At 59.8% G+C, this 15,652-nt stretch carries 16 protein-coding genes; 3 read left to right on the forward strand and 13 right to left on the reverse strand.

Going from position 1 to position 15,652, the window contains the following annotated elements:
• Nucleotides 1-126: 126 nt before the first annotated feature.
• The 13 genes from AFK63_RS09155 to AFK63_RS09215 all read right to left on the reverse strand — a co-directional run bounded on the left by AFK63_RS09155 (nucleotide 127) and on the right by AFK63_RS09215 (nucleotide 12,837).
• On the reverse strand, nucleotides 127-1,323 hold the full coding sequence (locus AFK63_RS09155) for a cytochrome c (protein ID WP_038863077.1): 1,197 nt from the start codon (nucleotides 1,321-1,323) through the stop codon (nucleotides 127-129).
• Nucleotides 1,320-3,218, reverse strand: a complete 1,899-nt coding sequence (locus AFK63_RS09160; RefSeq protein WP_038863079.1) for an NAD(P)-binding protein — start codon at nucleotides 3,216-3,218, stop codon at nucleotides 1,320-1,322. Before AFK63_RS09160 ends, AFK63_RS09155 begins: the two co-directional genes overlap by 4 nt.
• 103 nt (nucleotides 3,219-3,321) lie before the next feature.
• Nucleotides 3,322-3,522, reverse strand: a complete 201-nt coding sequence (locus AFK63_RS09165; RefSeq protein ID WP_038863081.1) for a hypothetical protein — start codon at nucleotides 3,520-3,522, stop codon at nucleotides 3,322-3,324.
• 54 nt (nucleotides 3,523-3,576) lie between these two features.
• Nucleotides 3,577-3,915: an FxLYD domain-containing protein gene (locus AFK63_RS09170; protein WP_038863082.1), complete on the reverse strand. Its 339-nt coding sequence runs from the start codon at nucleotides 3,913-3,915 to the stop codon at nucleotides 3,577-3,579.
• 126 nt (nucleotides 3,916-4,041) lie between these two features.
• Nucleotides 4,042-4,464: a GNAT family N-acetyltransferase gene (locus AFK63_RS09175; protein ID WP_038863083.1), complete on the reverse strand. Its 423-nt coding sequence runs from the start codon at nucleotides 4,462-4,464 to the stop codon at nucleotides 4,042-4,044.
• Nucleotides 4,461-4,904 (reverse strand): GNAT family N-acetyltransferase, encoded by a 444-nt coding sequence (locus AFK63_RS09180; RefSeq protein WP_038863085.1) that lies wholly within the window; start codon nucleotides 4,902-4,904, stop codon nucleotides 4,461-4,463. The genes AFK63_RS09175 and AFK63_RS09180 overlap by 4 nt, the downstream gene beginning before the upstream one ends.
• A gap of 261 nt (nucleotides 4,905-5,165) precedes the next feature.
• Nucleotides 5,166-5,522: a hypothetical protein gene (locus tag AFK63_RS09185; protein WP_038863086.1), complete on the reverse strand. Its 357-nt coding sequence runs from the start codon at nucleotides 5,520-5,522 to the stop codon at nucleotides 5,166-5,168.
• Nucleotides 5,523-5,671: 149 nt separating this feature from the next.
• A complete protein-coding gene (gene patD, locus AFK63_RS09190; RefSeq protein ID WP_038863087.1) occupies nucleotides 5,672-7,096 on the reverse strand; it encodes an aminobutyraldehyde dehydrogenase in 1,425 nt (474 codons plus the stop codon).
• 17 nt (nucleotides 7,097-7,113) lie between these two features.
• On the reverse strand, nucleotides 7,114-7,920 hold the full coding sequence (locus AFK63_RS09195; protein ID WP_038863089.1) for an ABC transporter permease: 807 nt from the start codon (nucleotides 7,918-7,920) through the stop codon (nucleotides 7,114-7,116).
• The gene (locus tag AFK63_RS09200) at nucleotides 7,910-8,854 is read right to left on the reverse strand and encodes an ABC transporter permease (RefSeq protein ID WP_038863090.1); all 945 of its coding nucleotides are present in this window, start codon (nucleotides 8,852-8,854) and stop codon (nucleotides 7,910-7,912) included. The genes AFK63_RS09195 and AFK63_RS09200 overlap by 11 nt, the downstream gene beginning before the upstream one ends.
• 1 nt (nucleotide 8,855) lies before the next feature.
• Nucleotides 8,856-9,866, reverse strand: coding sequence for an ABC transporter ATP-binding protein (locus AFK63_RS09205; RefSeq protein ID WP_038863091.1), 1,011 nt, complete (start codon nucleotides 9,864-9,866; stop codon nucleotides 8,856-8,858).
• A 13-nt stretch (nucleotides 9,867-9,879) separates the two neighbouring features.
• On the reverse strand, nucleotides 9,880-11,025 hold the full coding sequence (ydcS, locus tag AFK63_RS09210; protein ID WP_038863094.1) for a putative ABC transporter substrate-binding protein YdcS: 1,146 nt from the start codon (nucleotides 11,023-11,025) through the stop codon (nucleotides 9,880-9,882).
• A 369-nt stretch (nucleotides 11,026-11,394) separates the two neighbouring features.
• Nucleotides 11,395-12,837 (reverse strand): aminotransferase-like domain-containing protein, encoded by a 1,443-nt coding sequence (locus AFK63_RS09215; protein ID WP_038863095.1) that lies wholly within the window; start codon nucleotides 12,835-12,837, stop codon nucleotides 11,395-11,397.
• A gap of 197 nt (nucleotides 12,838-13,034) precedes the next feature.
• On the opposite strand from AFK63_RS09215, the gene AFK63_RS09220 reads away from it, so the two are divergent.
• Genes AFK63_RS09220 through AFK63_RS20410 form a run of 3 tightly spaced genes read left to right on the forward strand, consistent with a single transcriptional unit; the run spans nucleotide 13,035 to nucleotide 15,591 of the window.
• Nucleotides 13,035-14,444 carry a cytochrome ubiquinol oxidase subunit I gene (locus tag AFK63_RS09220; RefSeq protein WP_038863096.1) on the forward strand — a complete coding sequence of 470 codons (1,410 nt, stop codon included), beginning with the start codon at nucleotides 13,035-13,037 and terminating at the stop codon, nucleotides 14,442-14,444.
• A complete protein-coding gene (gene cydB, locus AFK63_RS09225) occupies nucleotides 14,444-15,454 on the forward strand; it encodes a cytochrome d ubiquinol oxidase subunit II (RefSeq protein WP_038863098.1) in 1,011 nt (336 codons plus the stop codon). The genes AFK63_RS09220 and cydB overlap by 1 nt, the downstream gene beginning before the upstream one ends.
• Nucleotides 15,454-15,591: a DUF2474 domain-containing protein gene (locus tag AFK63_RS20410; RefSeq protein WP_071603685.1), complete on the forward strand. Its 138-nt coding sequence runs from the start codon at nucleotides 15,454-15,456 to the stop codon at nucleotides 15,589-15,591. The genes cydB and AFK63_RS20410 overlap by 1 nt, the downstream gene beginning before the upstream one ends.
• Nucleotides 15,592-15,652 lie beyond the last annotated feature (61 nt).

Genomic DNA, 15,652 nt, shown 5'->3' on the forward strand with positions numbered 1-15,652 from the left:
CCCTGGGTGGGAAAGCTTGATGAGTATCAATGGGAAAAAACTGAACGGCGCGTAGCGGAAAGTTTCAGAAAAACGGGTGGGCGGAAACCAGAAAAAAGCGCCGCCGTAAAGGCGGCGTCGTGTGCGTTACTCGTTATGCTGCCACTCGCGGGCCTCTTTGACATCATCCGGCGTCACCGGCGCGGCGTCGTTGCCGAAGCTGCCGCGAATATAGTTGGTGACATCCGCCGCGTCCTGGTCGCTGAGCGCCCAGCCGTAGCCGGGCATACTGTACGGCAGATGGCCCTGAGTGACGGCGGTTTTGCCGCCCTCAAGCACTACGCGCAGCAGCGTCAGGGTGTTGTCAGCATTGACGGTCAGGTTGCCACTCAGCGCCGGCACGGCGTAATCCGCACCCTCGCCGTTGCTGCCGTGACAGGTGGCGCAGTAGCGGGCGTAAAGCTGATGCCCGTTCTCCATTTCGGATTTCGCCGCCTCCGGCACAGCATTTTTCACCGGCGCGCTGCCCGGCAGGCTTAACAGATAACCGGCTATCGCGCGATTATCGTCATCGCTCAGGTATTGCGTGCTGTTGGTGACGACTTCATCCATCGGCCCGCTGAGCGCCGCGTGTTTGCTGCGCCCGTCGCGCAGGAGCGCCGCGAGTTCGTCCTGCGACATTGCCAGGCCGCGCAGCGACGGCGCGTACCAGCCGTTGAGGGCTTCGCCCGCGAGGAACTGCTCGTCGCGCTCGTCGAAGGCTTTCTCCTGCATCCCCACACCGCGCGGCGTATGGCATGCGCCGCAGTGGCCCGGCCCCTGCACCAGGTACGCGCCGCGGTTCCAGGCAGCGCTTTTGTCCGCTCGCGGCGTAAAGGGTTTATCCTCGACGAACAGGCGGTTCCAGATGCCAAGCGGCCAGCGCATTGAGAGCGGCCAGGGAATATCGCTCTCGCGATTCGCGGTCGCCTGCGGCTTCACCTCGTTCATCAGGTAATCGTAAAGCGCGCGCAGATCGTCATCGCTCATTTTGGCGTAGGACGGGTATGGCATCGCCGGGTAGAGATGATGGCCGTCTTTGGCCACCCCTTCGCGCATGGCGCGGGCGAAGTCGTCATAGCTGTAGCCACCGATGCCATGCGTCTTATCAGGCGTGATATTGGTAGAGTAAATATCGCCAAGCGGCGTGCCGAATTTCAGCCCGCCCGCCAGCGGCGCGCCGTCGGGGGACGTGTGACAGGCCATGCAGTCGCCCGCGCGCGCCACATATTCGCCGCGCGACATCTCCTTCGCGCCCGCGTGCGCCGCCAACAGCCCCAGCGCCAGAAGCGTTAATCGTTTCATGCGCTCTCCTTCGCCATCTCGTGCAGCTCTTTCACCGCGCGGTAGCCCTGGTCGATAGCCGAGTTGGCATATGGGCTCCAGTCGGCGTCAGAGTTGGCGATGGTGATGCGCCCTACCGGCTGACGCGCTTTTTCGATGATTTTCTGCGATCCCTCTTCGTCATCGAACAGGCCGCTGAAGAAATAGGAGTAGCCGTGTGACCAGCGGTTGACCGTGATCGCCGCGATATCGCGCTCGTGGTCAAACCCGGCCTCGCCGAACATCCCCTGCAACTGCTCGCGGATCATCTTCTCATGCACCTCGAACGGCGTGCCAAGCAGAAACGCGCGTCCCTTACGGAACTGTTCGCGGGCGCTCAGCTCGCTGCCCGGGAACGTCGGCACATAGACCATATGCAGCCCGATGGGCGCATTGGGATCACGCGGATGCGGGTAACCGCCCATATTCACCGGGTAGTCAAGCTTGACGCGGCTGTACGGCGCGGCGGGGGAATAAATTTCATGCACGCCGAGTTTCACAAACGGCTGCCAGTTGCGAATCACCACTTTGCTGTAGACCAGCGGCGCTTTCACGTTTTGCTTCAGCGCCTCCTGCTGGTCGTGCGGGATTTCCGGCACCAGATACGGGATCATCATGTTGTAGCCCGCCATGACGGTCTGCCCCGCTTTCACCTTATGCAGCTTGCCGTCGCGCAGGTAGGTGACTTCCACACCGCCTGCCACGTTCGCGGCATGCACGCCGGTGCTGTTCAGGCGCAGCCGCACCGGATGTTCCGGTTTATCGAGCTGGCTGTAGTCGAAGGTCGCCATCACGATATCGTCCATGCTGTCGCCCGGCGCTACCGCCGGAATGAGATGACGCACCATCAGGCGCGCCAGCCCGGCGTTGCCGTCCGGGAAGTGATAGATATACGGCTCTTCGAGGTCTGCCAGCGATTCGGCGTCCAGCGGCGGTAAATCCATGCCGTCCAGACCCGGCAGCGCGCAGATGCGAGCGTCGCTCGCCGATGTGCCATCGATGCCGATCGCCTGGAAATCATTGGTGCGCTGCTGGAAATAACGGATGGCGCTGTCGCTCAGGCCGACTTTTTCGCTCAGGAACTGGCGGTAGCTGTGTGAGTCGAGCCAGGCGACTTTATCTTCAACGCGCATCCCGGCGAGATAATCTTTTTTCTCAGTATGCAGGGCGATCAGCGCATCGCGGTCCGCCTGCGGCAGCGGGAAATCGTTGATAAACGCACGAATGTCGCGGGCGTTCATGCGATCGGGAGGAATATCGTCCGCCACGGCGCGGCCCGGATCGCCGCTTACGATTTTATCGACGCCGAAATTGGTTTTGTCGAAGTAGACGCCGCGGCTTAAGTTGAGATCCGGGTAGAACGTCTGGTCGAAGCTTTTCGCCATCCGCTCGATGCTGACATTAAGCGTCTTCAGCAGACCCATCGCGATTTCGCTGAAGTTATTCGCGGGCGACTGGAAAGATTCGCTGCCGCCGTAGCCGAGCACGGTTTTCCCGTCGATGTGAAATTCGTTACGTTTGGCATGACCGCCAAAGTCGTCATGGTTGTCGAGCAACAAAATACGCTGCTGTTTGCCGCGCAGTTCCTGCCAGAAACAGGCGGCGGCGAGCCCGCTAATGCCCGCGCCGACAATCACCAGATCGTACTGCTCTTCCACCGGCACGCTTGCCGGGTCGAACCGCTTGCCTTCACGTCCCAGCGCATGCGCCTGCTCGAACGAGCCCGGATGGTTGCCTCGCAGCCCCGTCAGGGTTGGCGGGTAATAAAGCGACTGCGCTGCGGTTTGCGGCGAGGCGCGCAAGATGTGCCACGGCGTCATTCCGGCGGCCACGGTGATGGCGACGCCATTAAGAAAATCACGTCGGGTGATTGCCATAGAGCTTCCTTAAAGGACAAAAATTATTGTTTTCAGTTTGTTATGTAATGGTACAGAATTTTTACCTGCCGGGCACCCCGGCAGGCGTGGGATTGCGGAAGGTTTAAGCGGAAAGTTTGCCGGTCTGGGCGACTTCATCCAGCCGCTGCTGCATCTCTTTCAGATTGTTCAGCAGATTATTGTCCGCTTCGGTGGCCGTATCACCTTTGCCGGTAATGACAAAGTGGTAATTTTCCTCCCGGCAGGTGGCCGTATATTCATAGGCCCCGCCCGGCTGCTGTTTTTTGTCGATAGACAGTGACATACATCCTCCTTTCAGTCGTCAACACTTAAAAGGTAGAGTATTTCTCGCACCGCGTCAGGGGATCGCCGACAGCTCCGCCAGCCGGAAGTGATCCGGCCTGAACACGCGCGTGCGGCACGGCGCCTGAAAGAGCCAGGTGTCGTCCGGCGCAAGGTTAAACGTGATCGCGGTCGTGTAGCTCACCACCATGCCGTTACGCAACAGGTTAAACGCCACGTAAACCTGACGCAGAGAGTGATGAGTCAGGTTTTTTACTATCCCCTCAAGCTGCAGTTTACCGGCTTCGGTACGGACAAAATGCACATCAGAGAGCGACACGGGCGCGATATCCGCCCGCGCGGCCTGGATAAACAGCGCGCACGCGAGCGCGAACAGGGTGAATAGTCGTTTCATGGGTTCTCAGCGTTATGCGGGGGTAATGCCTGTTCAGAATATTAACTGATTCATAACGCCAATTTAACCAGCAAAACCGCTAAAGGGTAAAGGGATGTGAATGTGAAGCGGTCGCGGACTGGATAGTCACGCCGGGCGTTTTACAAAACGCTTACGCACTTCGCGGTAACCCTGGGTTTCGTAAAACTGGTGCGCGCGAACACGACGTTCGCTGCTGGAAAGCTCAATCTGCGTACAGCCCTGCGCACGCGCCTCGGCGTGCGCGGCTTCAAGCAGCTTCGCGCCGATGCCCTCGCCGCGTGAGGCGTCATCGACAATCAGCGCGGAGATAAGGCCCCATTTGCCCGGCTCGTGCAGCGGCTGGATGAGGTGCAGCACAATCGCGCCGCTGATCCGTTTTGCCGTTTCCGCAACCAGCACCCGCGTGCCGGACGCCTCGCGCGGCCCAAGCCATGCGGCTACCTGCGTTTCGCCGATGCTATAGCCGAGCTGTTCAAAGAGCAGACAAAGCTGCGTCTCGTCGTTCAGGCGAGCGTCGCGGATAATCATACCTCGCCTCCCTTTTCCAGCGATTTACACAGATATTTCGGCGATTCGCTGTAGCCCTGGCGGTAATAAAAGCGGTGCGCGTCGCTGCGGCGGCTGTGGCAGTGCACCTCAATGCGATCGCAGCCGCGCGACCGGGCGAGCGCTTCGGCTTCACTTTCCAGCAGCCTGCCGATCCCTTTGCTGCGGGCGCTGCCATCGACGCAGAAATAGCTGATGCGGCAGAAAGCACCTTCCAGCGCCAGTTGCGGGATAAAGTGTAGCGACAGCACGCCCAACAGCGCACCGTCTTCTTCTGCGACCAGCAGCGCTTCGTCAGGGTGCGCCAGCAATTCGGCGATGCGTCGCTCGATAAAGCGTGAAGTCTCAGGGTAATCCAGTTCGGTTAATAAGGCGCTGATGGCAAGGGCATCAGCGGGCGTCGCGGCTCGGGTGGTTATCATCGTTATCATTCTTTAGGCGAGTAAGGGGCAGGTGTATGCCACGGTTAAGCGCCGGGCACAGGGAGAGCGTAAGCCGCGTTAAGCGTGCGTGTCACCTGCGGTTTCTGGGGGGCAGGCAGGATTTAGCCGCGTGCTGCGCGAGAAAGAGATCAATGAAACGGGGGATGCCATTTAATGCATGCTTTTGCCGCAGGTGCAAAACCCGCTGCATGCGCTTTAAAACCCTTACAGTAAAAAACCGCCCGAAGGCGGTTTTTTGTTTTAGCTGGCGTTCTCACAACCAGGCTGGCTGCGGTCAATAACTTCAGTGCCTTCGATGATGAAGCCAAACTTACCAAACAGGAAAGAGTGGTTAAACTGAGTAACGACAACATCTGAGAGTGCTACAGCGCAACGATTCTTCTCGATTGCACGATCCATCGCGGTTTTCACGTTCGGGACGCCCAGCGGGAAAATAACCACTGGCGCAGAATCTTCACCCGTAATTCGCGCACCTTTGACGAACTTATTGGAGTTCAGGTTGTAATTTTTTGTGCTCGCTACCGTCATGTCAGCGACGCGTGCGCTACAGCCGGATAATAACATCGCGCCCAGAGCGAGTAATAAAACCTTTTTCATTCAATGCTTCCTTTTGATAACAATCGGAAACATCCTAACATTTCATGAATTTTTTATTACCTACCATTTTTCGTAAAATTACCGCTTACGTGTTCGCTGCAACGAAACGGCTGGTTTGCTCGCCTGCGACAAACCAGCCACGGTTTTGCTTAGTGTTTTATCATGACATGCCGCACCACGGTGTAATCCTCAAGCCCGTACATCGACATATCTTTGCCGTAGCCGGAGAGTTTCTGGCCGCCGTGGGGCATTTCGCTGACCAGCATAAAATGCGTGTTGACCCAGGTGCAGCCATATTGCAGGCGGGCGCTGAGGCGGTGCGCGCGGCCGACATCGCGTGTCCAGACGGAGGACGCGAGGCCATATTGCGAGTCGTTGGCATACTCCAGCGCCTGGGCTTCATCTTCAAACGGCGTAACGCTGACGACCGGGCCGAAGACTTCGCGCTGCACAATCGCGTCCTCCTGCTTCGCGCCCGCCAGCACCGTTGGCCTGAAGTAATAGCCCGGCCCGTCGACTTTTTCGCCGCCCGTCACCACGCGGATATGCGCCAGCGCTTTCGCGGCCTCCACCGCCTGGATCACGCGGTTCAGATGCGCCTCGGAGCTGAGCGGCCCAAGCTCGGTGCTTTCATCTTCCGGCGCGCCGGTTTTCAGGCTGCCGACCGCCGCGCCGAGTTTTTCCACCAGTGCGTCATAAACCCCCTTCTGCGCGTAAATACGGCACGCTGCCGTGCAGTCCTGGCCCGCGTTATAGAAACCGAACGTACGGATGCCTTCCACCACCGCGTCGAGATCGGCGTCGTCAAAGACCAGCACCGGCGCTTTACCGCCAAGCTCCATATGGGTGCGCTTAATCGATGACGCAGTGCGGCGGATGATATGCTCGCCGGTGGCGATGGAGCCAGTGAGCGACACCATACGCACCTTTTCATGGCTGGTCAGCGGGTCGCCGACCGTCTGGCCGCGGCCAAACAGTACATTCAGCACGCCTGCCGGGAAGATATCTTTGGCCAGTTCCGCGAGCTTAAACGCGGTGAGCGGGGTGATTTCCGAGGGCTTTAATACCACGCAGTTGCCTGCCGCCAGCGCGGGCGCGAGCTTCCAGGCCGCCATCATCAGCGGGTAGTTCCAGGGCGCGATGGACGCCACGACGCCTACCGGGTCGCGGCGGATCATGGAAGTGTGATCCGCCAGATATTCACCCGCGGCGAGTCCGTTTAAGCAACGCGCGGCCCCGGCGAAGAAACGAAACACATCCGCCACCGCCGGGATTTCATCACCCGCCACGCAGTGCAGCGGCTTGCCGCAGTTTTTTGATTCAAGCTGCGCGAAGGTCTGCGCGTTCTGCTCGATGACGTCCGCGAGCTTAAGCAGCGCTTCGGCGCGTTCTTTGGGCGTGGTGAGACGCCAGTGTTCAAAGGCCGCGTCGGCGGCGGTAACCGCCTCATCCACCTGCTGCGCGCTGGCTTCGGCAATTTCAATCAGCACCTCGCCGGTGGCGGGGTTATAGACCGGCAGGCGCTCGCCCTTGCCTTCCACCAGCGCGCCGTTAATCAGTAATTGACTCTGCATAGCGTATTCCTTTGAGGTTATTTGCCGCTACCGGCGACAGTTTCATCATCGCGCGTCAGCCACCACGCCCCGAGGATAGGGATCATGGTAAGGATCATGACGCACAGCGCCACCACGTTGGTCACCGGCACGTCGCGCGGGCGGCCGAGCTGGTTCAGCAGCCACAGCGGCAGGGTGCGCTCGTGGCCTGCGGTAAACGTGGTGACAATAATTTCATCGAACGAGAGCGCGAAGGCGAGCATGCCGCCCGCCAGCAGCGCGGTGCCGAGGTTCGGCATAATGATGTAGCGAAAGGTCTGCCAGCCGTCCGCGCCGAGATCCATTGACGCCTCAATCTGGCTCCAGGCGGTGCGCCGCAGCCGGGCGATGACGTTATTAAAGACGACCACCACACAAAACGTGGCGTGTCCGACCACCATCGTGAGAAAGCCCGGCTCAATATCGAACTGCTTAAAGGCCGTCAGGAGCGCGATACCGGTGATAATGCCCGGCAGCGCGATGGGCAGCAGCAACAGCAGCGAGACCGCGTTTTTACCAAAAAACTCCCGTCGCCAGAGCGCGGCGGCGGCAAGCGTGCCGAGCACAAGCGCCAGCAGCGTCGCAAGCAGCGCCACTTTAAGTGACAACGTCACGGCATCGAGAATATCGGCGCGCTGTGCTGCAATCTCAAACCAGCGCAGCGTCAGGCCCTTCGGCGGAAAGCTGAAGGCCGACTCTTCGGTGTTAAAGGCGTAGAGCGCGATAATCGCCAGCGGAAAGTGCAGGAAAATCACCCCGCCCCACGCGGCAATTTTAAGGGGCCACGGCGCGCGGTCAGAGTGCATCGAACGCTCCCAGGCGCTTTACAAACGCCAGATAAACGGCAATCAGGACAATCGGCACCAGCGTAAACGCCGCCGCCATCGGCATATTGCCGATAGCCCCTTGCTGAGAATAGACCATGTTGCCGATGAAAAAGCCCGGCGGGCCGATGAGCTGCGGCACGATAAAATCGCCGAGCGTTAACGAGAAGGTGAAAATCGAGCCTGCCGCAATGCCCGGCACCGCCAGCGGCAGCACCACGTGGCGGAAAGTCTGCGCGGGCGTCGCGCCGAGATCGGCAGAGGCCTGCAACAGCGACGGCGGCAGGCGCTCAAGCGCCGCCTGCACCGGCAGGATCATAAACGGCAGCCAGATATAAACGAACACCAGGAACCGCCCCAGCCCGGAGGTGGAGAGCGTGTTGCCGCCGATGCCCGGCACCGTCAGCAGCGCGCTGAGCGCCCCTTCAAGCCCAAGATGTTGCAGGAACCATTGCGCCACGCCGTCGCGCGCCAGCAGCAGCGTCCACGCATACGCCTTTACGATATAACTCGCCCACATCGGCAGCATTACGGCGATATAGAAAAACGCCTTCAGCGTGCCGCGCGTGTAACGCGCCATATACCAGGCCATCGGGAATGCCAGAATGGCGCAGGCGAGAGAGACGGCGACCGCCATCACCAGGGTGCGCAAAATAATGTCGTAATTGGCAGGGTTAAAGAGCGCGCGCAGATTGGCCAGCGTCAGATCCGGCGTCACCGACATCGTAAAATCGTCGAAGGTGTAAAAACCCTGCCATAAGAGCGTCAGGAGCGAGCCGAGATAGACGATGCCGAACCACATTAGCGGCGGCAGCAACAGCAGAAACAGCCAGAGCGTCGGACGCCGCCAGAGGAGCGTCGCGCCGCGTCGCAGCAGGCCGCCGGAACGCGCGGTGGCAGGGAGTGTCATATCCATCTCACCCCTCGCTCAGCCGGATCATCGCGGCGCGCGCCCAGGACGCCGTCACCGGCTGACCTGCGCAAAGCGGCGGCGCATCGGGCGCGGGCGACAGATTAGCCTGGCTTACCAGCAGCTTTTCGCCGCTCTCAAGCGCCAGCTCAAAGCGCGTGGCCGCGCCCTGGAACTGCACCGCCTGCACCGTACCGCGCACCTGGATTTCACCGGGTTCGTTAAGCCGGATATGCTCCGGGCGCAGTGAAAAGGTGCCCGCCGCGCCGCCGAGCTGCTGCGTCAGGGCGTCGCTCAGTACATTAGCGGTACCGACAAAACCGGCGACAAACGGCGTGCGCGGGCGCATGTAAAGCTCGCGCGGCGCGTCGATTTGCTCGATGCGCCCGTGGTTGAACACCGCCACCCGGTCGGACATTGACAGCGCTTCGCTCTGATCGTGGGTGACAAACACAAACGTAATGCCGAGCGAGCGTTGCAGGTTTTTTAATTCGACCTGCATCTGCTCGCGCAGTTTGAGATCGAGCGCGCCGAGCGGTTCGTCCAGCAGCAGCACGCGCGGCTCGTTAACCAGCGCGCGGGCGATGGCGACCCGCTGACGCTGCCCGCCGGAGAGCTGCGATGGTTTGCGCGCATGGGTAAAACCGAGCGCGACCCTCTCCAGCGCCTCGCGGGCGCGGGTAAGCCGCGTTTTTTTATCGACGCCTTTGACCATCAGCCCGTAGGCGACATTCTCCAGCACCGACATATGCGGAAACAGCGCGTAATCCTGAAACACGGTGTTGACGTCGCGCGACCACGGCGGCAGCTGGCTGGCCTCGCGACCAAACAGGCGGATCGCGCCCAGGCTTAACTGCTCAAAGCCCGCAATCATGCGCAGACAGGTCGTTTTGCCGGAGCCGGACGGCCCCAGCATGGAGAAAAACTCCCCGTCTTCGATGGTCATGCTGACGTTATCGACCGCCCGCACGTCGCCATAGTGGCGGGAGACCTGCTGAAACTCCACTGCATAAGCCATACGTCCCCCGCGCTTAGCGACCGCCCATAATGGCGATGTAATCCTGCGTCCAGCGGCTGTACGGTACATATTTCCCGCCCTGCGCGACCGGCGTTTTCCAGAAGGCGATTTTGTCGAAGAAGGTGAAACCGTTGGTGTCGCAGCCCTTTTCGCCAAGCAGCGTGCTGGCCTTACAGCCTTCCGGCACCGCCGGGAGCGAGCCAAACCAGGCGGCGACATCGCCCTGCACTTTCGGCGTCAGCGACCAGTCCATCCATTTGTAGGCGCAGTTGGGGTGTTTCGCGTCGGCATGAAGCATGGTGGTATCGGCCCAGCCGGTCACGCCCTCTTTCGGAAAGACAGTAGCGATGGGCTGACCTTCGTTTTTCAGCGCATTCGCCTGGTACGGCCAGGCGCTGGCGGCCACCACGCCCTCGTTTTTGAAATCGCTCATCTGCACCGTGGTGTCGTGCCAGTAGCGGTGGATCAGCTGATGCTGATCGCGCAGCACTTTCAGCACCGCGCCATACTGCGCCTCGGTAAGCTGGTAAGGATCGGTGATGCCAAGCTCCGGCTGCGTGGCTTTGACATAGAGCGCCGCATCGGCGATATAAATCGGCCCGTCGTAGGCCTGCACGCGACCCTGGTTGGATTTACCGTCCGCGAGCGGCTGTTTTATAAATAATACCGCCCAGCTGTCCGGCGGCGTCGGGAAGGCTTTGGTGTTGTACATCAGCAGGTTCGGCCCCCACTGGTAAGGCGTGCCGTAGACCTTGCCGTTCAGGTTAAACCATTCGCCGTTCACCAGGCGCGGGTCGATGTTTTTCCAGTTAGGGATAAGCGCGGTGTTAATCGGCTGCACGCGTTTGCCCATGATAAGACGCAGCGAGGCGTCGCCGGAGGCGGTGACCAGGTCATAGCCGCCTTTCGCCATCAGGCTGACCATTTCATCCGACGTGGCGGCGGTTTTCACGTTCACTGTGCAGCCGGAGGATTTTTCAAATTCGGTAACCCAGTCGTAGGCTTTATCCGTCTGGCCGCGTTCGATGTAGCCTGGCCAGGCGATGATATCGAGGCGGCCTTCCCCCTGGCCGAGTTGAGATGGCGGTTCGGCGGCGCTGGCGACGCTTACCGTCAGGCACAGCGCGGCGGCCGCGCTAAGCACGAAAGAATGGGTCATTGTCGTTACTCCTGTCTGAATGATAGTCGGCCGCCGTGCCGTAAAAATATCTCCCAAAATAACCATATACAGGCGCTGATAAACGCGCCTGCGCGCGCTTGTGGAATTTATTCAGGTTGTGACAAACCGCGCACTCTTTATTGTTCTGGCGCTAAAGCCGTATAAACACGGGAGTGGTTTTTTACAGTGTAGACAGGCGCTTAGCGAAGTGAAGCGTTTTCCGTTAACTATTATGATTTCCTATGCGTCGGGCAAATCACTATTAACAGAAATAATCCCTCTGGAATAAGCCTTATTCCCGGAGGGATTTTTATTACGGCAATAACCTGTTCTTTATTTGAGAATATAAACGACAAATAATTGCGCGGATTATTCCGCGCGGGATTCGGCGACGTGCGGCGTGTCTTTCAGTGCCTCGCGGATAAGCGCGCCTAAGGTTTTCACCGCCTGCTCTTCACGCTCGCCCCACGCCCAGGAGGCGTTAAAGCGAAAATAGTTATGCCACAGCGTGCCGGTGGTAAACATCCTCCCCGGCGCGATGCTTATCTGGTGCGCCAGCGCGCGCTCATGGAGTTTGCCTGCGTCGAGCGGCGCGGGCAGTTCAACCCACAGAAAATAGCCGCTCTCGCTGCGGTGAATTTTCACCGCCGCCGGAAAGTGCCTGCGCAGCGACTGCCACGCCGCCTGCTTGCGCTCGGCGAGAATGCGCCGCAGCCGCCGCAGATGCGTGTCGTAGCGCCGGGTGGCAAGGTAGTCCACCAGCGCCATCTGCATCGGCGAGCTGGTGGAGAGCGTGCTCATCAGTTGCAACTGCTGGATGCGCCGCGCGTGCCGCCCCGCCGCCACCCAGCCGATGCGAAATCCGGCCACCAGGCATTTGGAAAACGACGAGCAGTGCAGCGTGAGGCCCTGGCTGTCCCAGGCTTTGACCGGCAGCGGCTTTTCGCGGCCATAATAGAGCTCGCTGTAGACGTCATCTTCAATCAGCACCACCTGATGGCGCGCCAGCAGCGCCATCAGCTGCTGCTTTTTCTCCGCGCTCAGGGTAAAGCCGAGCGGGTTCTGCGCGTTGCTCATCAACCAGCAGGCTTTCACCGGGTACTCCTGGAGCGCCTTTTCCAGCGCATCAAGATCGATTCCCTGCTGCGCGTCAGTGGCGACCGACAGCGCTTTAAGCCGCAGGCGTTCCAGCGCCTGGAGCGCGCCGTAAAAACAGGGGTTTTCGACAATCACCCAGTCGCCCGGCTCGGTCACGGCTTGCAGGCTCAGGTTTAATGCCTCAAGCGCCCCTGCGGTGATGACGATTTCATCCGGCGAGACATTCATGCCCTGCATCGCGTAGCGACGGGCAATCGCGTGGCGCAGCGCCTCGTTGCCGGGCGGCAGGTTTTCAATCACGCTCATGGCGTTGGCCGAGCGGCTGACGCTCGACAGCGATCGGTTGAGCTGCGCCAGCGGAAAGAGGCGCGGGTCGGGAAACGCGGAGCCGAACGGCACCACCGCAGCGTCAGTACTCGCCTGCAGGACGTCGAAAATATAGGTGTTGATGTCGACCTGCTCATCGCGCGTCACCTGCTCAAGCGCGCGCGGCGGGCGCGCTAACGGTTTCGGCGCCACGTAATAGCCCGACTGCGGACGCGCCACGATGACGCCCTGGCTTTCCAGCGTCTGGTATGCGTGGCTGACGGTCATAAAACTCATGCCGCTGTTCGCCACCTGCTCGCGCAGGGAGGGCAGCCGGTCGCCAGGGTGCCATACCCCAAGCGCAATCTGATCGGTTATCTGCTGGGCCAGCCGCTCGTATTTTTTCATCGCACCTCGCGGCATCCGGCCGCATTCACAGGGAGTTAACAACTGACGGGTATCATCGTGCCGTCTGGTTAGATCAGGCAAGCAAAATCGCAACTTTTTATTTAACTGTTATAGTCAAATAACGTCTTTCTGTTTCTGCACGTTCGTGCTGCCCCTGATTACCATTGTCGCGGACAACTTTATGTCATGAGGTTTGCATGTTTGGTTTAGATGCGTTTCATCTGGCAAGGATTCAGTTTGCTTTTACTGTCTCTTTCCACATTATTTTCCCCGCCATTACTATCGGTCTCGCCAGTTACCTCGCGGTACTGGAAGGGCTGTGGCTGAAAACAAAAAATCCGGTCTGGCGCTCGCTGTACCATTTCTGGTCGAAAATTTTCGCAGTTAACTTCGGCATGGGCGTGGTCTCCGGCCTGGTGATGGCGTATCAGTTTGGCACCAACTGGAGCGGCTTTTCCCAGTTCGCCGGGAGTATTACCGGCCCCCTGCTCACGTATGAAGTGCTGACCGCCTTCTTCCTCGAAGCGGGTTTTCTCGGCGTGATGCTGTTTGGCTGGAACAAAGTCGGCCCCGGCCTGCACTTTTTCTCCACCTGCATGGTGGCGCTCGGCACGCTGATCTCAACCTTCTGGATCCTCGCCTCCAATAGCTGGATGCACACGCCGCAGGGCTTTGAGATCCACAATGGTCAGGTGGTGCCCGTAGACTGGGTGGCGGTGATTTTTAACCCCTCCTTCCCGTACCGCCTGCTGCATATGTCGATAGCCGCGTTTTTGAGCAGCGCCTTTTTTGTCGGTGCATCCGCCGCCTGGCATCTGCTGCGCGGCAACGATACCCCCGCCATTCGCCGGATGTTCTCAATGGCGCTGTGGATGGCGCTGATTGTCGCCCCCGTGCAGGCGATGATTGGCGATATGCACGGGCTGAATACGCTTAAACACCAGCCCGCGAAAATTGCCGCCATCGAAGGGCACTGGGAGAACCCGCCCGGCGAGGCGACGCCGCTGACGCTGTTCGGCATCCCGGATATGGACGAAGAGCGCACCAAATATGCGCTGGAAGTGCCGAAGCTCGGCAGCATTATTCTGACACACAGCCTGGATAAACAGGTGCCGGCGTTGAAAGAGTTTCCGAAAGACGAACGCCCGAACTCCACCATCGTCTTCTGGTCATTCCGCATTATGGTGGCGATGGGGCTCTTAATGATCCTGCTGGGCGTGGTGAGCGTCTGGCTGCGCTACAAAAACCGCCTCTATACCTCACGCCCGTTCCACCATTTCGCGCTGTGGATGGGCCCGGCCGGGCTGATTGCCATCCTCGCAGGCTGGGTAACGACCGAAGTGGGCCGCCAGCCGTGGGTGGTGTATGGCCTGCAACGCACGCGCGACGCGGTCTCCGGACACGGCGATTTGCAGATGAGCCTGAGCCTTATCGCCTTTATCGTGGTGTATACCTCGGTGTTCGGCGTCGGCTACAGCTATATGGTGCGACTGATTAAAAAAGGGCCGCAGCCGCTGGACGATATTCCTTCCAGCACCGACGGCAGGCCAGCGCGTCCGCTTTCAGCGGCGGGCGAATCTCTGGATAGCGCAGAGGAGAAAGCGTAATGGGTATCGATCTCTCCATCATCTGGTTTGTGATAATCGTCTTCGCCACGCTGATGTATATCGTGATGGATGGCTTTGATCTTGGCATCGGCATTCTGTTCCCGTTTGTGCGCGACGGCCATGACCGTGATGTGATGGTCAACAGCGTGGCGCCCGTCTGGGACGGCAACGAAACCTGGCTGGTGCTGGGCGGCGCCGGGCTGTTCGGCGCGTTTCCGCTGGCCTATGCCGTGATAATCGACGCGCTGACCATTCCGCTGACCTTAATGCTGATCGGGCTGATTTTCCGCGGCGTGGCGTTTGAGTTCCGCTTCAAGGCGACACCCGCGCACCGTCCGTTCTGGGATAAAGCTTTTCTGAGCGGGTCGATTCTCGCCACCTTCTGCCAGGGTATCGTGGTCGGCGCGGTGATCAACGGCTTTAAGGTGACGGGCCGCACCTTCAGCGGCTCGGCGCTCGACTGGCTGACGCCGTTTAACCTCTTCTGCGGCGTGGGTCTGGTAGTCGCTTATGCGCTGCTCGGCGCGAGCTGGATTGTGATGAAGAGCGAAAACCAGCTGCACCAGAATATGCGTCGCCTGGCGCGCTCGCTGCTGCTGGCGCTGCTCGTGGTTATCGCCATTATCAGCGCCTGGACGCCGCTTGCGCATCAGGCGGTTGCCGAGCGCTGGTTTACGCTGCCGAATCTCTGGTTCCTGCTGCCGGTGCCGGTGCTGGTGGGGCTTTTCAGCCTCTGGCTGTGGCGACAGCTTGCGAACCCGGCGAGCCATACGCTGCCGTTTGTGCTGACGCTGGGGCTGATTTTCTTAGGCTTCAGCGGGCTTGGCATCAGCATCTGGCCGCATATTATTCCGCCTGATATCACGCTGTGGGAAGCCGCCGCGCCGCCCGCAAGCCAGGGCTTTATGCTGGTAGGCGCGCTGCTGATTATCCCGATAATCCTGGTGTACACCTTCTGGAGCTACTATGTGTTCCGCGGAAAAGTCCAGCATGGGGAGGGTTATCACTGATGGAACATCACGATTCGCCGCGCTGGAAAAAGCTGCTGTGGCTGGTGGTTATCTGGTCCGCCAGCGTGCTGGCGCTCGGCGCGGTCAGTATGGTGCTGCGCCTGCTGATGAGCGCGGCCGGGCTGAAAACGCCGTAATCTCATGTCGGGCCAGCCTTCGCGCTGGCCCTGTTTTTTCCTGTTTTCTCAACGCAGCCTC

This window comes from Cronobacter muytjensii ATCC 51329, from assembly GCF_001277195.1.
GTDB classification, from domain to species: domain Bacteria; phylum Pseudomonadota; class Gammaproteobacteria; order Enterobacterales; family Enterobacteriaceae; genus Cronobacter; species Cronobacter muytjensii.